The organism is Enterobacter sp. HMSC16D10 (genome assembly GCF_001807145.1).
Classification (GTDB): domain Bacteria; phylum Pseudomonadota; class Gammaproteobacteria; order Enterobacterales; family Enterobacteriaceae; genus Enterobacter; species Enterobacter roggenkampii.
In genome coordinates, this window is sequence record NZ_KV787879.1 from 3,955 (window position 1) to 22,336 (window position 18,382).

Annotated in this window: 18 protein-coding genes; 10 read left to right on the forward strand and 8 right to left on the reverse strand. The window is 55.7% G+C overall.

The window, feature by feature from the left end; all coding sequences use genetic code 11:
* Positions 1–1,154, forward strand: a 1,154-nt coding sequence (locus HMPREF3143_RS12725; protein ID WP_254668433.1) for a VENN motif pre-toxin domain-containing protein, incomplete at its 5' end; no start/stop codon positions are given.
* On the forward strand, positions 1,154–1,606 hold the full coding sequence (locus tag HMPREF3143_RS12730; RefSeq protein WP_045353466.1) for a hypothetical protein: 453 nt from the start codon (positions 1,154–1,156) through the stop codon (positions 1,604–1,606). The genes HMPREF3143_RS12725 and HMPREF3143_RS12730, both read left to right, overlap by 1 nt.
* A gap of 210 nt (positions 1,607–1,816) precedes the next feature.
* Here HMPREF3143_RS12730 and HMPREF3143_RS12735 read toward each other — a convergent pair whose 3' ends face one another.
* The 5 genes from HMPREF3143_RS12735 to HMPREF3143_RS12755 form a co-directional block, all read right to left on the reverse strand.
* On the reverse strand, positions 1,817–2,887 hold the full coding sequence (locus HMPREF3143_RS12735; RefSeq protein WP_008499694.1) for an ABC transporter ATP-binding protein: 1,071 nt from the start codon (positions 2,885–2,887) through the stop codon (positions 1,817–1,819).
* Positions 2,880–4,649 (reverse strand): ABC transporter permease, encoded by a 1,770-nt coding sequence (locus tag HMPREF3143_RS12740; RefSeq protein ID WP_023294491.1) that lies wholly within the window; start codon positions 4,647–4,649, stop codon positions 2,880–2,882. Before HMPREF3143_RS12740 ends, HMPREF3143_RS12735 begins: the two co-directional genes overlap by 8 nt.
* 80 nt (positions 4,650–4,729) lie before the next feature.
* Positions 4,730–5,818, reverse strand: coding sequence for an ABC transporter substrate-binding protein (locus tag HMPREF3143_RS12745; protein WP_045415634.1), 1,089 nt, complete (start codon positions 5,816–5,818; stop codon positions 4,730–4,732).
* A 168-nt stretch (positions 5,819–5,986) separates the two neighbouring features.
* Positions 5,987–6,682 carry a response regulator gene (locus tag HMPREF3143_RS12750; RefSeq protein WP_025912425.1) on the reverse strand — a complete coding sequence of 232 codons (696 nt, stop codon included), beginning with the start codon at positions 6,680–6,682 and terminating at the stop codon, positions 5,987–5,989.
* A complete protein-coding gene (locus HMPREF3143_RS12755; RefSeq protein WP_070533273.1) occupies positions 6,666–8,306 on the reverse strand; it encodes an ATP-binding protein in 1,641 nt (546 codons plus the stop codon). The genes HMPREF3143_RS12750 and HMPREF3143_RS12755 overlap by 17 nt, the downstream gene beginning before the upstream one ends.
* 368 nt (positions 8,307–8,674) lie before the next feature.
* On the opposite strand from HMPREF3143_RS12755, the gene yjdI reads away from it, so the two are divergent.
* Both yjdI and HMPREF3143_RS12765 read left to right on the forward strand, forming a co-directional pair.
* The gene (gene yjdI / locus HMPREF3143_RS12760; RefSeq protein ID WP_008499689.1) at positions 8,675–8,905 is read left to right on the forward strand and encodes a 4Fe-4S mono-cluster protein YjdI; all 231 of its coding nucleotides are present in this window, start codon (positions 8,675–8,677) and stop codon (positions 8,903–8,905) included.
* A gap of 10 nt (positions 8,906–8,915) precedes the next feature.
* On the forward strand, positions 8,916–9,188 hold the full coding sequence (locus HMPREF3143_RS12765) for a GNAT family N-acetyltransferase (protein ID WP_008499687.1): 273 nt from the start codon (positions 8,916–8,918) through the stop codon (positions 9,186–9,188).
* A 169-nt stretch (positions 9,189–9,357) separates the two neighbouring features.
* On the opposite strand, the gene HMPREF3143_RS12770 is transcribed toward HMPREF3143_RS12765, so the two are convergent.
* Positions 9,358–9,969 (reverse strand): LysE family translocator, encoded by a 612-nt coding sequence (locus HMPREF3143_RS12770; RefSeq protein ID WP_070533275.1) that lies wholly within the window; start codon positions 9,967–9,969, stop codon positions 9,358–9,360.
* Positions 9,970–10,085: 116 nt separating this feature from the next.
* Between HMPREF3143_RS12770 and HMPREF3143_RS12775 the strand changes: the two genes are divergently transcribed.
* On the forward strand, positions 10,086–10,538 hold the full coding sequence (locus tag HMPREF3143_RS12775) for an Lrp/AsnC family transcriptional regulator (protein WP_021242030.1): 453 nt from the start codon (positions 10,086–10,088) through the stop codon (positions 10,536–10,538).
* Between the two features lie 55 nt (positions 10,539–10,593).
* On the opposite strand, the gene HMPREF3143_RS12780 is transcribed toward HMPREF3143_RS12775, so the two are convergent.
* Both HMPREF3143_RS12780 and HMPREF3143_RS12785 read right to left on the reverse strand, forming a co-directional pair.
* Complete coding sequence (locus HMPREF3143_RS12780) at positions 10,594–11,823, reverse strand: amino acid permease (protein ID WP_023294484.1); 1,230 nt, start codon at positions 11,821–11,823, stop codon at positions 10,594–10,596.
* Between the two features lie 119 nt (positions 11,824–11,942).
* Positions 11,943–12,404 (reverse strand): multidrug/biocide efflux PACE transporter, encoded by a 462-nt coding sequence (locus HMPREF3143_RS12785; protein ID WP_008499683.1) that lies wholly within the window; start codon positions 12,402–12,404, stop codon positions 11,943–11,945.
* Between the two features lie 105 nt (positions 12,405–12,509).
* On the opposite strand from HMPREF3143_RS12785, the gene HMPREF3143_RS12790 reads away from it, so the two are divergent.
* From HMPREF3143_RS12790 to HMPREF3143_RS12810, 5 genes are all read left to right on the forward strand, one after another.
* On the forward strand, positions 12,510–13,376 hold the full coding sequence (locus tag HMPREF3143_RS12790) for a LysR family transcriptional regulator (protein ID WP_021242027.1): 867 nt from the start codon (positions 12,510–12,512) through the stop codon (positions 13,374–13,376).
* Between the two features lie 93 nt (positions 13,377–13,469).
* Entirely contained in the window at positions 13,470–14,648 is a 1,179-nt protein-coding gene (locus HMPREF3143_RS12795) for an acetyl-CoA C-acetyltransferase (RefSeq protein ID WP_023344842.1), read from the forward strand.
* A gap of 240 nt (positions 14,649–14,888) precedes the next feature.
* Positions 14,889–15,725 (forward strand): 5-dehydro-4-deoxy-D-glucuronate isomerase, encoded by an 837-nt coding sequence (kduI, locus tag HMPREF3143_RS12800; protein WP_008499680.1) that lies wholly within the window; start codon positions 14,889–14,891, stop codon positions 15,723–15,725.
* A gap of 63 nt (positions 15,726–15,788) precedes the next feature.
* Entirely contained in the window at positions 15,789–16,550 is a 762-nt protein-coding gene (gene kduD, locus HMPREF3143_RS12805; RefSeq protein ID WP_008499679.1) for a 2-dehydro-3-deoxy-D-gluconate 5-dehydrogenase KduD, read from the forward strand.
* Positions 16,551–16,843: 293 nt separating this feature from the next.
* The gene (locus HMPREF3143_RS12810; RefSeq protein ID WP_227879843.1) at positions 16,844–18,277 is read left to right on the forward strand and encodes an arabinose-proton symporter AraE; all 1,434 of its coding nucleotides are present in this window, start codon (positions 16,844–16,846) and stop codon (positions 18,275–18,277) included.
* The last annotated feature ends 105 nt before the right edge of the window (positions 18,278–18,382 follow it).

Genomic DNA, 18,382 nt, shown 5'->3' on the forward strand with positions numbered 1-18,382 from the left:
CGGCGCTGACGCAGCTGAGTGGCGGGAGCAGTGCGGATGGCCTGAAGGCTGGTGCCATAGGAGCCATTACGGCCTCGGCGATGACCGACCATCTGGTCAGTGCGCTGTATGGAGATAAAAAATCCAGTGACCTGACAGCAGAGGAGAAACGGCTGGTCAGTAGCCTGGTGAGTATCGCGGGGGGTCTGGCAGGCGCTGCGGTGAAGGATGGCAGTGTCTCCATGGCGGCGATGGCGTCGGAAACGGCGAAGGTGGAGGTTGAGAATAACTCGCTGGGTGTCGTTATTCAGGGCGGTAAACTGGCTGCACAGGGATGTCTGAAAATGTCTGCTTGTCGTGATCGCCTGGTTGGCAGTGGTCTGGGTGCTTTACTGGGCATTGGTGCATCCACATCAGCAATGGATACATTGTCACAAGATGAGCAGTTGCATCTGATCTATGTGGCCTCGCTCAATGATCCTTCCCAGCTCAGTCAGTTAAATAATGCTCAGAAAGCGGCCTATGAGTCCCTGACAGGTAAGACGATCACCAGTACTGGTGGTACGCAGGTCATCAACCCGGGACCATCAAACACTGGTGGCGACCAGACTGTAACTGGAAATGTGCCCTCCAACACAGGGAAGAATAGTGTAGCAACCGGAGGGAAAAATCATACTGGTAATACCAACGGTGATGGAGCGTCAAACAATAATGGCTGGACGACAACTACGCCGGTTCCGGATTCTCCTTCACTGGATGATCTTTTCTATCAGAACGAGAAGATCCCCGGTCTTGAAAATGTACGCCCTGAAAATCCCGGTTATCCAGCCAATCAGAGTGTTATTGAAAAAATGAACGAACCTAAGTTTATTGCCTGGATAGGCAATACAGATTGTACGGATTACTCAGATATCGCACCTAAACTTCTCGATGCAGCTGGCGGGCACGGGAAAATTATTGAAGCAAGGCCGACGACTCCGTACAACTTAAATGTGTATGAAAATGGAAAAATTGTACATGAACAAGCATTCCATCAGGTTTATACCGATGGTCAGTATGTTTACGATCCAAAAGTGTCCTTAAAACCAATTCCTAAAGGAGATTGGGAAAAACATATCAAATCTATAAATCAGGGAAGTGTTACGATCTCTGATAAATTACAGGGGTTAAAATAATGTTTCCGATAGGTAAGAAAGAAACAATCTTGTTGGACTTCATTGGTTCTCTTGGAAAACTGGAGTGGTTACATTATCAGAGCCGTATTGAAGATGAATGGATAAATGACCATTTTGAAAAAATTGATCGCTCTAAGTATCCTCCTTATACCAGTTTTCGTTTTGAAAAAGAGGTTCCAGAAGTTATCGCCTTACTGGAAGATGCGATTCAATCATATAAAGGTAAAGTTGAGTGGTGTATGACCCATCATCCGAAAGAGTATGGTACTGGTGTTAATCATCGTATTTTGCCTACATTTGTTAAGAATCTCAGAGTCAGTGAAGGTATGGAAGATGTTAACGAGTATATTGAAAACCATTATCCTGATTTTGGCCCAATCGCCTATGAAGATCTTGTTGGACTGACGGAGCATGTTCAATTAATTTTCAAAAATGCTGGATATGATGCATAAATTTTCTTTATATGCTCTGTAATAACATTTTGATATGGAGTCTTAACCCGTTATGCGTAGGGATGGAAAGAAGGGTCAGGTAAATATTTAAGTCGGAATGCATTAACAATAATAACTAGCGCCACCAATCCTGGCATCTGCGCATTTCTTTATTTTGTAGACCCGGTAAGCGAATCGCTACCGGGCCATGGCAGATTAATTATTGACTCATCACCCTTTCGGAAACACCCACACATGCTTCTCCGGCAGCGAAAGATGGCAGTGCTGCGGATCCCGCACCTCATGCCCATACGCACGAATGACAAAATCATCCCCCACCGTGCGGAACAGGTACTCCCAGCGGTCGCCGAGGTACATGCTGGTGAGCAGCGGTAGCTCAAGCTGATTTTCCCCTGGCCCCTCAACCACCGCGACGCGCTCGACGCGGATCACCGCCGTGGCGTCATTACCGCTCTGTACCCCTTCGCCCGCCTGGCCCCACAGCACCCAGCCTTTTCCTTCGATGCGCGCTCTGCCGTCGCGCACGTCGGTGACCTTGCCGTGCAGGCGGTTGTTGCTGCCCATAAACTCGGCGGTAAACAGCGTCTTCGGCGAGCCGTACATCTCCTGCGGCGTACCCTGTTGCTCAATTTTGCCGTTGTTCAGCAGCAGGATGCGGTCGGAAATGGACATCGCTTCGTTCTGGTCGTGCGTCACCATCAGCGCCGATAGCCCGAGCTTGATAATCAGCTCGCGCAGGAACACGCGGGCCTCTTCGCGCAGCTTGGCGTCGAGGTTGGAAAGCGGCTCGTCCAGCAAAATCACCGGCGGGTTGTAGACCAGCGCGCGGCCAATCGCCACGCGCTGCTGCTGCCCACCGGAGAGCTGGTGCGGGTGACGTTTGCCAAGATGGCCCAGACCCAGCTGGTCCAGCACGTCCTGCACGCGCTGCTGGATCTCTTTGGCCGGGACTTTGCGCAGCTTGAGCGGATAGGCCACGTTCTCAAACACGGTTTTGTGCGGCCACAGGGCGTATGACTGGAATACCAGCCCCAGGTTACGCTCTTCCGCCGGGACCTCGCTGCGCGGCGTACCGTCGTAAACTTTATTGTTGCCAATCACAATCGACCCCTGGGTCGGTTTTTCCAGACCCGCGACGGCGCGGAGCAGGGTGGTTTTGCCGCTGCCGGAGGGGCCTAACAGGGAGACCACTTCGCCGCGCTTCAGGTTCATGGAGACACCTTTTAAAACAGGATTGTCGCCGTAGGTTAAGTGCAGATCGTCAACCGCTAATTCAATCATGTATTTTCACTCCGAAACGAAGGGCAATGCCCAGACCTACCACGACCAGCAGGATGTTAATGAAAGAGAGCGCCGCCACGATATCGATGGCACCCGCGGCCCAGAGGGAAACCAGCATCGAGCCGATGGTCTCCGTGCCGGGTGAAAGCAGGTACACACCCGTTGAATATTCGCGTTCAAAGATCAGGAACATCAGCAGCCACGAACCGATAAGGCCGTAGCGGGAGAGCGGGATGGTAACGTGGCGGGTGATCTGCCCGCGCGTCGCTCCGGTGCTGCGCGCGGCCTCTTCAAGCTCCGGCCCTACCTGCAGCAGCGTGGAAGAGATGAGCCTCAGCCCGTAAGCCATCCACACCACGGTATAGGCCAGCCAGACGCTGAAAATGGTGCTGCGCAGCGAACGCAGCCAGACGATGACGTTTTCGCGCATCCAGTCGGTCCAGGCGAATCCGGAAAGCCAGCCGGATTTCAGCGAGTTATCCAGCCACATCGGCAGGAACAGGAACACCCACAGGAAGGCCAGACCCGCCAGCAGGCCAGGCACGGCGCGCGGCACCAGCACGCTGTAGTCCAGGAAACGCGTGGTGTTGTCCGGCTTGCGGTGCATGGCAATGCCGACAAACAGGTAGCACACCACGGCCAGCGCGCCGCCAATGACGCCAATCGCCATGGAGTTGACGATGGCGCGCAGCAGGTTGGGCTGCGCCCAGATGGTGCGGAAGGTGTTCAGGGAAAGCTCGTCCCACAGCGAAACGCCCACGCCCCAGTTGGAGATAAACGCGCGCAGCACCACGCCGAGCAGCGGAACGCCAATGGTGACGGTGAGCCAGAAGGCAATCACCGCGCCAGCCACCCAGCGCCATTTACCCAGCGGTAGCGCGCGGGCCTGCGAGGCCTTGCCCTTCATGGTGACGAAGCGGTTGGCGGTGCGCATCAGGCGACGCTGGAGCATCACCAGCGGGATGGTGATGCAGATCAGCACCACGGCAACCGCCGCCATCAGGTTATAGGACGGGGTACCCATCTTGTTCGTCAGTTTATAAAGATAGGTCGCCAGCACCATATTGCCTTCCGGGTCGCCGAGGACCAGCATCAGGCCGAACACTTCCAGCCCGAGGAAGAACAGCAGCACGGTGGCGTACAGTATAGACGGGCGCACCATCGGCAGGCTGACGGAGGTCATCACCTGCCAGGGCGACGCGCCCGCGGTGCGTGCGGCTTCTTCCACGTCGGAGCCCACGCTGCGCAGCGCTGACGAGATATACAGATAGGCGTGCGGGACGTGCGTCAGGCCGGCAATGACCACAATGCTCGACATGTCGTAGATGTTCCACGGCACAAAGCCAATCAGCGCCTCAGCCCACTGGGAGAGAAAGCCCACCGGACCGGCGGCCACCACGTAGCCGAAGCCCAGCACCATCGGTGAAACGAAAATCGGGACCAGGATCAGCGGCTCAATCAGTCGGCGACCGGGCAGGTCGGTACGCACCATCAGAAACGCCAGCACGCCGCCCAGCGGGATAGAGATAAAGACCAGCCCGAAAGCCAGAATAAAGCCGCTTTTCAGGGCCTTATAAAAATCGGGGTCGGTGAAAATAAAATCAAATGATTCAAAGCTCCACTCTTTTGACGGCGAAAAGAACGGCGCGGACAGGAAGCTCTGGATCACGATAAACGACAGCGGCGTGTAGATAACCAGGGCGGTTATCAGCACGACGATGCCTCGCGGCAGGCTTTGCCACTTTCTGCGTAATGTATTCATGGGGTATCCCTGGTGTTGCAGCCCAGAAAAACGAACTCAGTCGATAAGGGAGCGCGGCGGCCAGCGCCGCGCTCAGACGCTTATTTACCGGCGGCGGTACGCCACTCTTTGATGTACTCCAGGCGTTTTTTCGGCTGCAGGTATTCCAGCAGCGTTTCATCAACCGGGATCGGCTTAAGCGCGTTGCCGAGGATTTTGGTCAGGCCGTCGATATCATTTTTCCCTTCGATATCGTTACGAATGGAGGGAATGTCCGCCTGGTTGGCCAGAATGCTTTGCCCTTGTTCAGAGAGCACGTAGTCCAGCCACAGCTTCGCGGCATTGCTGTTTTGCGATTGCTGGCTGATGAACGACACGCGCGACAGCACCAGGGTGTAATCCTTCGGATAGGCAATGCCGAGTGACGGATCGTTCTTCGCACGCGCTTCCGCGTAGGAACCGAGGATGTTGAAGCCGATCAGGTTTTCACCGGAGGAGACGCGCTCCATCATGGTGCCGGTAGACGACTGCACCGACAGGCCCCCTTTGGCGACGTCGGCCAGGGTCTTAAAGTAGTTCGGATCGGCGTTGTGATCCTGCACCGAGAGCATAAAGCCCAGACCCGATTTTTCGATATCGTAGGTGGTGACTTTGTTCTTGAATTTGTCCGTCTGGCTGGCAATCAGCTTCGCCAGCGCGGCGTGAGAATCCGGCACGTCACCGGCCGGAATCAGGCGCTTGTTGTAGATAAAGACCACCGGCTCATAGGTGGTGCCGTAGGCCTTATCTTTCCAGACCGCCCATTTCGGCAGCTGGCTTTGCTCCGGAGATTTGTACTCCATGGCGTAGTCGGTGGCGAGCTTCAGGCCCGTGTCCATCGAAGAGCTCCAGACCACGTCGCCGCTCACGCCGCCGGAAGCCTGTTCGCTGATGAAACGGTTGTACAGCTCGGTGCTGTTCATGTCGTTGTATTCGACTTTAATGCCCGGGTAGGTTTTTTCGAAGCCCTGGATCAGCGGGCCGGCAGCTTTGATGTCGGTGGTGGAATAGATGACAACCTTGCCCTCTTTCGTGGCGGCATCAACCACTTTTTGATACTCAGCAGGATAACCCTGCGGCAGGGCAGACAGTGCAGAAGCAGAGAACAGTACGGTAGCGGTAAGCAGAGAAATTCGGAACGTGTTCGACATTATAGTTAACCTTTTAGTTACATTTGAGGAACTAATTGTCAACATAGCGTAAAGCGCGCCTCCGACAATAGGGAGGCGAGGGCAATGATTCCGAAGTGTGATTGTCGCCGTCGTTTCAGCAATTAACACCATAAAATCCGCGAACGTTAGCCAACGAACGGTTTTGGATTACCGTTTATCGGGGGCTTTACGGTATAACCGGCGAGGATGACCAATATTGCCGTACAGCATTTCAATGCTGATCAACCCACTCTCCACGCAGTATTCGAGGTAGCGACGCCCCGTGGTTTTGCTGATCCCTACGTTTTCCACCACCTCTTCAACCGACATCGCGCTGTCGGGATGCTCGGCGAACAGGCGTTTTATCCGCTCCAGCGTTTGGGGTTCAATGCCCTTTGTGGACGGCGTTACGGAGGCTTCCGCGGCAGGCAGATGAAACAGGCGATCCAGCGCATGCTGGTCGACCACCTTCACCTGCTGCACGGTGTGGATGAAGCGCATAAAACGCTCCAGCGAGGCGTGCAGGCGCTGGAAAAAGACGGGCTTGATGAGGTAGTCAAACGCGCCGCTGCGCATGGCGTGGCTGCAGGTTTGCATATCGCTGGCGGCGGTGATGAAGATCACCGAACACTCATAGCTTTTCAGCAGCGGGTTATCGATGAGCTCCACGCCTTTACCGTCCGGGAGATAGTTGTCCAGCAGGATAAGCCGCGGCTGATGCTGACGAATCAGGCTGCATGCCTGCTCAATCGACGCGGCGATGCCCACCACGCGCAAATGAAAATTCTGCTCGATATACTCGCGATGCAGCTCCGCCAGGTGCGGCTCATCTTCAACGATCACAACATCAAGTGCTCGGGTCATGCTTTTGCCCATTCGGAATAAACACAGAAAAAATGGTCCCCTGTGGCGTGTTGTCGGCAATCTCAATGCTGCCGCCAGCCTTGTCGATATATCCTGCCACCAGATACAGGCCAATACCGTGCTCGGTGCCCACAATGTCGTTTTCACGTTCCGGCTTGCTGCTGAATCCCTGGCGGAAAATATGCGGCTTCATCGCATCCTCCACCCCGCAGCCCCGGTCGGCCACCTCGATCAGCAGCTCCTGGTTTCGGTCAGAAATGTAGAGTTCCACCGGCGCGGGGACCGGAGCCTTAAGGGTCGCGTCTACCGCGTTATCCAGCAGGTTACCAATAATGGACATCAGCTCCGTTTCGTTGAGCGTGGCGGGCATGCGGGTGAGCTGGCAGGCGGGATCAAACAGCAGTTCGATCCCTTTTTCGCGGGCGCTGACGTATTTTCCGAGCAGCAGCCCGCACAGCGCGGGAGAAGAAAAACGGGCGGAGACAAAGTCCAGCACGCGCTGCGCGCCTTCGGACTGCACCTGAATGTAGCGAATCGCCTCGTCATAGTGTTTCATCTGCAGCAAGCCCACCAGCGTGGCGGTCCAGTTCAGCTGCTCGTGGCGCATAATGCGCAGGTTATCCGCATAGCGCTTGATCTGACTGAGCTGGCTGCTGAGCGTGTTAATGTCATTTTTGTCGCGAAAGCTGTACACCCAGCCGCTTTCAACGCCCGGTTCGACCTCAATCGCGACGCGGTTGACGATTACCTCCCGCTGGTTCAGCACGGCAATCTGGTCGTGGCTGCCACTGCTCACCGAGGCGTAGCGCTGGGATAAAAAGCCCGGCGACGTCTGCAGAACGTCTTCCAGCGGTTTACCGATAAGTTCTTTCTCACTTTGCCGGATATCCAGCATTTCTCGTGCGGCGCGGTTAATTAAAATCAGCTGCTTCTCATCATTGACGGCAAATACCCCTTCATACATGGCTTCTAATAGCGCGCGCTGCTGCAAAACCAGCTGAGCGATATCTTTCGGCTCCAGTCGGAACATCTGTTTTTTGAGATTGCGGGTAAACAGCCAGGAGAACATAAACAGCAGCAGCAGAAGCCCCGCGCCGTACAGCCCGGACTGCCAGAGAATGCGGGCGTTAATATTGGCAATATAGGAGGTTAGATAGCCGACCGAGACAATACCAATCACCTGGTGCTGCGCGTTAAAGATCGGCGCTTTGCTGCGCAGTGAAACCCCAATCCCGCCCTGACGCACGGAAATAATGGTTTTGCCCTGTAATACCTCCGCATTATCCCCGCCGATCATCGGTAAATTTATGCGCTCCGGGGATTCCGAATGATAGAGGTGCTGTTCCTCGGTATCGCCAATCACAATGTAGCTGGCATCGCTTTGGGCGCGCAGCGGCTGAATTAACCGGGCTATCCCCGGAATATCTCTGGCCGCGACCAGGGCCGCCAGACCCGGCATCAGCGCGATCTGGCTGGCCTGCACCCGGGCGCGCTGGCCAAGATCGTGATGGAGCTGCCGGTCAATAAAATGAAACAGGATCGTTCCCAGCAGAACTAACAGCAGGCAGGAGAAGCACACCAGCGCTAAAAACAGCTTTACCTGAAAAGAGAGTCTGCGTTTCATTCAACCTGCGGATGTTATGTAAAAGTGACATTTGCCGAGCCTGACATGGGCAAATAGCGGACGCAATCTGGCACTAAAAGAGTTGTGACCTGGCTTTTCGTTTTCGGCGTTATACCCTAAATAACTCGAGTTGCAGGACAAAACGGCTTGCCGTTTTGAACAGCGCTTGCGCTGGCCCCGAAGGGGCGAGGCCACAGGCCGAGTAACGCGGCAAGGGAACGAATCCCCGGGAGCGTACATAAGTACGTGACTGGGGTGAGTGAGTGCAGCCAACGCACCTGCAGCTTGAAGTATGACGGGTATATAGCCATCAGGATCCCGTCAGGCTATTCTTCATTCAGCACGATAATAATTACAGAGGCAATGTCATGGATAAAGAGCTACTGGATGCGGGTTACCGGGCCTATACCGGCGAGAAAATTGACGTCTACTTCAACACCGGGATCTGCAAACACTCCGGTAACTGCGTGCGTGGGAGCGCAAAGCTGTTTAATCTGAAACGTAAACCGTGGATTATTCCCGATGAAGTGGACGTTGAAACGGTTGTCCGCGTGATTGATACCTGCCCGAGCGGTGCGCTGAAGTATCGCCAAAAATAAGCGAGGAACCATGGATATTCTGGAAGGCCATAACAAGTTTTACGTGAATGATGCGAACGGCAACCAGGTCGCGGAGATTGTCTTCGTGCCGACCGGCGAGCACCTGAGCATTATCGAGCACACCGATGTGGATGAGAGCCTGAAAGGGCAGGGCGTCGGTAAACAGCTGGTGGCGAAAGTGGTGGAGAAGATGCGCGGTGAGAACCGCAAAATTATCCCGCTGTGCCCGTTTGCGAAACATGAATTTGATAAAACGCGGGAATATGACGATATTCGGGCGTAACTCACACCGGCGATGGCCGGTGTTTTTTCAGACTGCTGACAACGTGCGATTTGTGAGTTTCGCCCGGCGGCGCTACGCTTGCACGGGCCTACAATGGAATGTGCAATTAATTGATATCGTTGTGAAATGTAGGCCGGGTAAGCGCAGCGCCACCCGGCAAAAAAAACAGTTATCTCACCTGCTCAAGCAGCAATACCATCGCGATCAGCACCATCAACCCTCCCGATGCCCTGCTCACCAGACGGGCCGCCTGTGGCCGGGTCGCCAGCACCGCTTTCGAACCATACCCCACCAGCAGATAGACCAGCGTACAGGTGATAAGGTGCATCATCCCAAGCGCAGACATCTGCATCGCTATCGACCAGCTTCCGGTTGGGTCTGTGAATTGCGGAAGCAGGGCCAGGAACAGCAAAAAAACCTTCGGGTTAAGGCCGCTAATGCAGAGTCCTTTCACCGCCCACTGCGTCCAGTTACCCGCATGCTGGGTGGCCTTCTCCGGTGCGGCCGGGTGACGCAATAACGTTATGCCAAGCCACAGGAGATACAGGGCTCCCGCCACGGTCAGCCCGGCTAACGCCAGCGGATGTTGAGCAATCAATACCCCCACGCCTGCCACCACAATCAATGTGGCTAGCAGATGCCCGGACATCAGCCCCATCACCGCCGGGACCACGCGGCGGCCGTTGATTCCGGCGCTAATAGCGTAGGCCCAGTCGGCCCCCGGGGTCATGATGAGCAGAAACGAAACCATCCAAAAGCCGGCCACAATACTCATTTCCATCGTCCTGAAATACTCCCGCAGTGCGTTATACGTTGCGAAAAAGAATATCGCTAACACTGCGAAATAGGCTTTCAATGTTATGCTCATAACACGGTGAAAATGAGAAAATCTTCCACATGGATAGCATCGATAGAAAAATTCTTGCTGAGCTGCAGTCTGACGGCCGCCTGTCGCTTACCGAGCTGGCTGAGCGGGTGAATCTGAGCCTTTCTCCGTGCCATCGTCGCGTGCGGGCGCTGGAGCAAAGCGGGGCCATAACGGGATACCGTGCCAGCCTCGACCCCGCCAAAATGGGGTTTAACTTCCTGGCAATCGTCTTTGCGACGCTGAAAGAGGGGGACCGCAAGGCGGTCAGCGCGTTTGAAGAGGCGGTGGAAGAGATCCCGCAGATCGTGCTGGCCCAGCGCCTGTTTGGCGATCCCGATTATCTGATGCACGTCGTGACCCGCGACCTTTCCGCTTTCCAGAAGCTTTACGACGAGAAGCTCTCCGCCATGCCCGGCGTGCAGCATCTTCGCTCAACGCTTGTCATGAAAACGGTGGTGCAGGACAGGCCTTTTCCGCTGTAAGCAGGAGGCCGGGAGTAAATGGCCTGCCCGGCAGCGCGCCGGGCAGGAAAGGGAATTAGCCGACAAACATCACCGACACGCACAGCACCCCGACGATCAGCGTCAGCAGGTTGCCAATGGAACGGTACTGTTTCAGGGAGGGGATCAAATACGTCGACAGCGTCGGCATGATAAACAGGATCATGGCGATAAGCGGGCCGCTGATGGCGTAAATCATCGAAATGGCGTTCGGGTTAATGCAGCAGACGGCAAAGGTGATTAACGACACCCCCATAATAGAAATCGCGCGGTTAAAGGCGCGGCTCTTTTTCACGCCCACCTGGTTCAGCGACGACTTCACGATCTCCGTCGCCCCTTCAATCACCCCAAAATAGGTGCCGAGAAACGATTTCGACATCGCAATAATCGCCACGACAATCCCGGAAATGCCGAGCCACGCCGGTGAAGAGGGCATCATCGACAGCGCAGACAGGATTGTCACCCCTTCCTCTTTGGCGGCCACAATATACGACGGCGGAATAGAGAGCAGGCAGCTGAAGACGAAGAACAGCACGCTCAGGCAGATAATCAGGTATGCCACCTTCATGATTTTCTTGCATTTAGCCATGGCCTCGTCCCCGAACTTCTCGCGGCGGTCAACGGCAAACGTCGAGATAATCGGCGTGTGGCTGAACGCAAACACCATCACCGGAATCGAAATCCAGACCTGGTGCAGCGTATGGCGATCGACGGCCATCTGGCTGGTCAGCAGCGAGGGTTGCCAGCTGCCGATCAGGTAGAGCGAGACAAACAGGAAATAGGCGATCAGCGGAAACACCAGGAAGCCCATCACTTTTATCGTGATATGCCGTCCCATCAGGAAGATCAGATTCAGGACCAGCACCACGCCCAGGCTAACCAGCACGCGAACGGTGGTGTCTACCGTCAGGTGTTTTGCCAGCTGCTCGGTTAACGAGTTGGTGATGGCCACCGCATAAATCTGCACCACCACAAAGAAGGCGATGAAATAGAGCGTGGTGATCAGGTTGCCGATCTTCCTGCCGTAATAGTGCGAAACGGCGCCGGTGATCCCTTCGTTGCCTTTCGTTTTCGACGACAGGATAAATTGCGCCAGCGCTTTGTGCGGCCAGTAGGTTAAGGGGTAGGCCACGAGGGCGGTAATAAACAGGACGATTGCGCCTGCGGAGCCCAGCTGAATGGGCAGGAAGAGCGTTCCTGCGCCCACGGCCGTGCCGTAGAGAGCGAAACTCCAGAGAGTCTCATCTTTTGACCAAATTTTCGACATTAGAGCAACGTATCAACTATCAAACCATCAGAATGGCGTGCAATTTACCATAGTTATGCCTTAAGAGCGCAGTTGCTTCGAAGACGTCGGGCCGGAACGGGCGTCCGGCCAGAGGCGGTTCAGCCTGCCAGGGCGCGTCGTTGCTGGCGGCGCTTAAGAAATTTCTCACGCAGATTATCGTACGCCCAGTTATAGAACATGGTGTACGGCAGGAAGAACAGGAAGAAACCTATTTCCAGTGTGAATGCCTGCAGCAGGGTGACGCCCAGCACGGCGGCGACAATCGACACGCCAATCACAATAAAGCCGCATTCGAACCCCAGCGCATGCAGCGCACGCACTTTTGCCGTACGTTTGACGCGCTGAACAGGCCAGAAACGGTCGAAGCCGACGTTATAAATAATGTTCCACAGCATGGCGGTGGTGGCCAGAATAATGGTCAACCCACCCATTTCCACCACGGAACGCTGCATCAACCACGCCGCGGTAGGGGCGAGGATCGCCGTCGCAATCCCTTCAAAACAGACAGCATGAAAGATCCGCTCCGGCAGTTTACGTTGGAGTGCATCCTGATGTTGCATAGCGATAGACCTCGTTAATTCGCCAGTATGGGCGTTGATGTGGCCTATTTTTATCGCTAAAGCTGATATATTAAAGATAGTATCCATCGTAAAAGTAGATAGGTTATGCGCTATTCACCCGAAGCCCTGACCGCGTTTGTCGAGACCGTTGCAGCAGGTTCTTTCTCTGCGGCCGCACGCCGGCTGCGTAAAAGCCAGTCGACGGTCAGCACGTCCATTGCCAACCTTGAAGCCGATCTGGGATTTGAGCTGTTTGACCGCTCGGCGCGCCAGCCGGTGTTAACGGCCCAGGGGGAACAGGTGCTGGGCTACGTGCAGGCTATTCTCGCCGCCAGCACGCGGCTGGATGAGCTGGCGGTGTCGCTCACGGCGCAAACGGAGGCGCGTCTGACGTTTGTCCTTTCCGATACCCTCAATCCGGACGTGCTGGAAGAGATGATGAAGCAGTTTGATGCGCGCTTTCCCCATACGGAATTCGAATGTCTGATTGGCGAGGAGGAGGACGTGATCGATCTGCTGCAAAAGGAGCGCGCGCAGATTGGCCTCACCGAAGCGCGAGACGGTTATCCTACGGATATCGGCGCCATCCGGCTGCCGATGCAGACCCGCATGGCGATCTATGTCGCGACCACGCATCCGCTTGCCGGGCAGGATGACGTTCAGCGTGACGAGCTGCACGGCTGGCGAGAGCTGCGGCTGAGCACCTATCTTGAGCGTGAGGCGGAGATCGCGCGCGGGCCCGTCTGGTCAGCCCCGAATTACCTGTTACTCTTGAGTATGGCGGTACAGGGATTTGGCTGGTGCGTCTTGCCGTGCGCGCTGGTGGAGGAATTTGCCGCCGCGAAATCCCTGGTACAGCTCAATGTTCCCGGCTGGCCGCGGGCGATCGGCATCGATCTGCTGTGGAATAAACGATCCCCTCCCGGCGTTGCCGGAAGCTGGCTGCGGCAGTATCTGCAGGATGCACGCTGATCCTTGTGATTAAACTCACTATTTTTAAACAATTAAGATAATTGCCAGTAACAATCCTCTACTATCGTCATGTCATTTAACACAGAGGTCGTGATGAAAGATGTCGTAATAGTGGGTGCGTTGCGTACAGCTATCGGCTGTTTTCAGGGAGCGCTCGCGCGTCACTCGGCGGTTGACCTGGGCAGCGTGGTGGTGAAAGCGCTGGTGGAACGTAGCGGGATCGCAGCACAGGAAGTTGATGAGGTGATTCTGGGACAGGTCCTCACGGCCGGTGCCGGGCAAAACCCTGCGCGACAGGCGGCGCTGAAGGGCGGACTGCCCAATACCGTGTCCGCTATCACTATCAACGACGTCTGTGGTTCAGGATTAAAAGCGCTGCATCTCGCGACGCAGGCCATTCAGTGTGGTGAGGCGGACGTGATCATTGCGGGCGGGCAGGAGAATATGAGCCGCGCGCCGCACGTCCTGACCGACAGCCGTACCGGCGCACAGCTGGGCAACAGCCAGCTGCTCGACAGCCTGGTGCATGACGGACTGTGGGATGCCTTCAACGATTATCATATGGGCGTAACGGCGGAAAACCTGGCGCGCGAGTACGGCATCAGCCGTGAGGTCCAGGATGCCTATGCGTTAAGCTCGCAGCAAAAAGCGCGTGCGGCGATTGATTCCGGCCGTTTTCGGGACGAAATTGTCCCGGTCAGCACGCAGCGTCAGGGGGGCGAGGTTATCGTTGTGGATACCGATGAACAGCCGCGCACCGACGCCAGCGCTGAAGGGCTGGCGAGGCTGAATCCTGCGTTTGAAATGCAGGGCTCGGTCACGGCGGGAAATGCCTCTTCCATTAACGACGGCGCCGCGGCCGTGATGATGATGAGCGAAAGCAAAGCCCTTGAACTCGATCTCCCCGTGCTGGCCCGCATTAAGGCATTCGCCAGCGTGGGGGTTGATCCTGCGTTAATGGGGATCGCGCCGGTCTATGCGACCCGTCGCTGTCTGGAGCGTGCGGGGTGGCAGCTTTCTGATGTGGATCTGATCGAAGTGAACGAAGCCTATGCCGCGCAGGCGATCTCCGTCGGAAAAATGCTGGAGTGGGATCCGCTGCGGGTCAACGTAAACGGTGGGGCGATCGCGCTGGGGCACCCGATCGGGGCGTCCGGCTGCCGGATCCTGGTTTCGCTGGTCCACGAAATGAAGAAGCGCAACGCCCGCAAAGGGATTGCCACGCTCTGTATAGGCGGCGGACAAGGGGTGGCGCTGGCCATTGAACGCTAATGTTTCCTCATTAAAAAAAGACCTCCTCCGGGAGGTTTTTTTTATCGTGATCTTTATCTCCCGACGGTTTTAGCGTGATCCGGGCATCAATTCCGCGATAAACAAAAATAAAAATGAAACGTTGTTTTAAATATAATTGAAAAGCCCACTTTATGCCGATAGTATGTGCTCATTATATAAAACGGAACGCTGTTTCGTTTTACTTCCCGCCTTCGGGCATGACCACATCTGGAGGTTACCGTGGACGTCAGAGAAAGCATCCACAGCGCGCACGCCAAAACGCTGGATACGCAGGGGCTGCGTAAGGCATTTTTAGTCGAGCAGATATTCGAGGCTGACAGGTACACCATGGTTTACAGCCATATCGACCGCATCGTTGTGGGCGGAATAATGCCCGTCACGAAAAGCGTCTCCGTGGGCGGCGAGGTCGGTAAACAGCTGGGCGTGAATTATTTCCTCGAGCGTCGCGAGCTGGGGGTGATTAACATCGGCGGGCCGGGCACCATCACCGTAGACGGACGGTGCTATGAAATTGGCCATCGCGAGGCGCTGTACGTGGGTAAAGGGGCGAAAGACGTGGTCTTTGCCAGCATCGACGCCAGCAGGCCTGCGAAATTCTACTATAACTGCGCGCCGGCTCACGCCACCTGTCCAACCAAAAAGGTGACCCCGGCAGACGTCGCGCCCGTGACGCTGGGCGACAACCTCACCAGCAACCGCCGCACCATCAATAAATACTTCGTGCCGGACGTGCTGGAGACCTGCCAGCTCAGCATGGGGTTGACCGAACTTGCGCCGGGCAACCTGTGGAATACCATGCCGTGCCATACCCACGAGCGCCGCATGGAAGTCTACTTCTACTTCAACATGGATGAGGACGCGTGCGTGTTCCACATGATGGGACAGCCGCAGGAAACGCGCCATATCGTGATGCATAACGAGCAGGCGGTGATTTCGCCGAGCTGGTCTATTCATTCCGGCGTAGGGACAAAAGCCTACACCTTTATCTGGGGAATGGTGGGTGAAAACCAGGTCTTTGATGATATGGACCATGTTGCGGTCAGCGATCTGCGCTAGTCGCGGGCAGTGACGCATAAACCTGCCTGTGAGTGACAGGCTCTGAAAGAGTAAGGAATAAACATGATTCTGGATGCATTCTCTCTGCAGGGGAAAGTGGCGGTGGTTTCCGGGTGTGACACCGGGCTGGGTCAGGGGATGGCGTTAGGCCTGGCGGAAGCGGGCTGCGATATCGTCGGAATTAATATCGTTGAACCGACGGAAACCCTCGAGCGCGTGACGGCCCTGGGCCGCCGCTTCCTGAGCCTGACCGCCGACCTGCGTAAAATCGATGCCATTCCTGAACTGCTGGATCGCGCGGTGGCGGAATTCGGTCACATCGACATTCTGGTCAACAACGCCGGGCTGATTCGCCGTGAAGATGCGATCAACTTCAGCGAGCGCGACTGGGACGACGTGATGGATCTGAACATCAAGAGCGTATTTTTCATGTCCCAGGCGGCGGCAAAGCACTTTATTGCGCAGGGGAACGGCGGCAAGATCGTGAATATTGCCTCAATGCTCTCGTTCCAGGGCGGTATCCGCGTGCCGTCTTACACCGCCTCCAAAAGCGCCGTGATGGGCGTGACCCGCCTGCTGGCAAACGAGTGGGCGAAACACAACATCAATGTGAATGCGATTGCGCCGGGTTACATGGCGACCAACAACACGCAGCAGCTGCGTGCGGACGAGCAGCGTAGCGCGGAAATCCTCGACCGCATTCCGGCGGGGCGCTGGGGGCTTCCGGGCGATCTGATGGGGCCGGTGGTCTTTCTGGCCTCGTCCGCATCGGACTATATCAACGGCTACACCGTGGCGGTCGATGGCGGCTGGCTGGCGCGATAGCCCGCATCGGGTCTGGACCTCTGCTTTTGGGCAGAGGTTTTTTTTGCTTAAAAATTGTCAAAATCCATATGGATAAACACGGAAAATCCATACTAAAAAGTCATGAACGACAGCCATCACACTTTTAATCTTTAAAAATTAGATGATTAGTAAAAGCATGTGATTATTCAGCGTTAGTTGAAATTGTAATGTCCATCACAGAACGCTATGTCGCAGCGAAATAATCCATATCTTCACCTTTTCCCGCCTGACACTTTTTCTCGCTATCTCGTAATTTCACTTAACGAATTTCACTGTTCAGGCAGGAAAATATGACATCTATAAATGACTCTACCCTAATGCCCGCTGCGCTGCGTGATACTCGCCGCATGAACCAGTTTGTCTCTATTGCCGCCGCCGTGGCGGGCCTGTTATTTGGACTGGATATTGGCGTCATTGCCGGTGCATTGCCCTTTATTACCGATCACTTTACCCTGAGCAGCCGCCTGCAGGAGTGGGTGGTCAGCAGCATGATGCTCGGCGCGGCCATTGGCGCGCTGTTCAACGGTTGGCTCTCGTTTCGCCTGGGGCGCAAATACAGCCTGATGGCCGGGGCGATTCTTTTTGTCGCCGGCTCCATTGGCTCCGCCTTTGCCGCAAACGTTGAGGTTCTGCTGCTTTCCCGCGTGCTGCTGGGCGTGGCGGTGGGGATTGCCTCCTACACGGCGCCGCTTTATCTCTCCGAAATGGCGAGCGAGAACGTGCGCGGAAAGATGATCAGCATGTATCAGCTGATGGTCACGCTGGGTATCGTGCTGGCGTTTCTGTCTGACACCTACTTCAGCTACAGCGGCAACTGGCGCGCAATGCTCGGCGTGCTGGCGCTGCCAGCGGTGGTGCTGATTGTCTTAGTGATTTTCCTGCCGAACAGCCCGCGCTGGCTGGCGCAAAAAGGGCGCCACGTGGAGGCGGAAGAGGTGCTGCGCATGCTGCGCGATACCTCTGAAAAAGCCCGCGAGGAGCTGAACGAGATCCGCGAAAGCCTGAAGCTCAAGCAGGGGGGCTGGGCGCTGTTTAAAATCAACCGCAACGTGCGCCGGGCGGTCTTCCTCGGCATGCTGCTGCAGGCGATGCAGCAGTTCACCGGCATGAACATCATCATGTACTACGCGCCGCGCATTTTCAAAATGGCCGGGTTCACCACCACCGAACAGCAGATGATCGCCACCCTGGTGGTCGGGCTGACCTTCATGTTTGCCACCTTTATTGCCGTATTCACCGTGGACAAGGCGGGCCGCAAACCGGCGCTGAAAATTGGCTTCAGCGTGATGGCGCTCGGCACGCTGATCCTCGGCTACTGCCTGATGCAGTTTGATAACGGCACGGCTTCCAGCGGACTCTCCTGGCTTTCTGTCGGGATGACCATGATGTGTATCGCAGGTTACGCGATGAGCGCCGCGCCGGTGGTGTGGATCCTGTGCTCCGAAATTCAGCCGCTCAAATGCCGCGACTTTGGCATCACCTGTTCCACGACCACCAACTGGGTATCGAACATGATCATCGGCGCGACCTTCCTGACGCTGCTGGACGCGATTGGTGCAGCGGGAACGTTCTGGCTCTATACAGTGCTGAACGTGGCATTTATTGGCGTCACGTTCTGGCTGATTCCAGAAACCAAAGGCGTGACGCTGGAACACATCGAGCGCAAGCTGATGGGCGGGGAGAAACTGCGGAATATTGGCGTGTGATCGGATTGCCTGTTTACATGTTTAACCTATGCCGGAGGTGGAAAGGGAGATTAATCACAATCATAACGTGATGAAACTCACTACTAACTCTGGCAGGGGTAGTCA

Coding starts and splice junctions, on each gene's coding strand:
- HMPREF3143_RS12730 (WP_045353466.1), top strand. CDS start 1,154: ATGTTTCCGATAGGTAAGAAAGAAACAATCTTGTTGGACTTCATTGGT.
- HMPREF3143_RS12735 (WP_008499694.1), bottom strand. CDS start 2,887: ATGATTGAATTAGCGGTTGACGATCTGCACTTAACCTACGGCGACAAT.
- HMPREF3143_RS12740 (WP_023294491.1), bottom strand. CDS start 4,649: ATGAATACATTACGCAGAAAGTGGCAAAGCCTGCCGCGAGGCATCGTC.
- HMPREF3143_RS12745 (WP_045415634.1), bottom strand. CDS start 5,818: ATGTCGAACACGTTCCGAATTTCTCTGCTTACCGCTACCGTACTGTTC.
- HMPREF3143_RS12750 (WP_025912425.1), bottom strand. CDS start 6,682: ATGACCCGAGCACTTGATGTTGTGATCGTTGAAGATGAGCCGCACCTG.
- HMPREF3143_RS12755 (WP_070533273.1), bottom strand. CDS start 8,306: ATGAAACGCAGACTCTCTTTTCAGGTAAAGCTGTTTTTAGCGCTGGTG.
- yjdI (WP_008499689.1), top strand. CDS start 8,675: ATGGATAAAGAGCTACTGGATGCGGGTTACCGGGCCTATACCGGCGAG.
- HMPREF3143_RS12765 (WP_008499687.1), top strand. CDS start 8,916: ATGGATATTCTGGAAGGCCATAACAAGTTTTACGTGAATGATGCGAAC.
- HMPREF3143_RS12770 (WP_070533275.1), bottom strand. CDS start 9,969: ATGGAAATGAGTATTGTGGCCGGCTTTTGGATGGTTTCGTTTCTGCTC.
- HMPREF3143_RS12775 (WP_021242030.1), top strand. CDS start 10,086: ATGGATAGCATCGATAGAAAAATTCTTGCTGAGCTGCAGTCTGACGGC.
- HMPREF3143_RS12780 (WP_023294484.1), bottom strand. CDS start 11,823: ATGTCGAAAATTTGGTCAAAAGATGAGACTCTCTGGAGTTTCGCTCTC.
- HMPREF3143_RS12785 (WP_008499683.1), bottom strand. CDS start 12,404: ATGCAACATCAGGATGCACTCCAACGTAAACTGCCGGAGCGGATCTTT.
- HMPREF3143_RS12790 (WP_021242027.1), top strand. CDS start 12,510: ATGCGCTATTCACCCGAAGCCCTGACCGCGTTTGTCGAGACCGTTGCA.
- HMPREF3143_RS12795 (WP_023344842.1), top strand. CDS start 13,470: ATGAAAGATGTCGTAATAGTGGGTGCGTTGCGTACAGCTATCGGCTGT.
- kduD (WP_008499679.1), top strand. CDS start 15,789: ATGATTCTGGATGCATTCTCTCTGCAGGGGAAAGTGGCGGTGGTTTCC.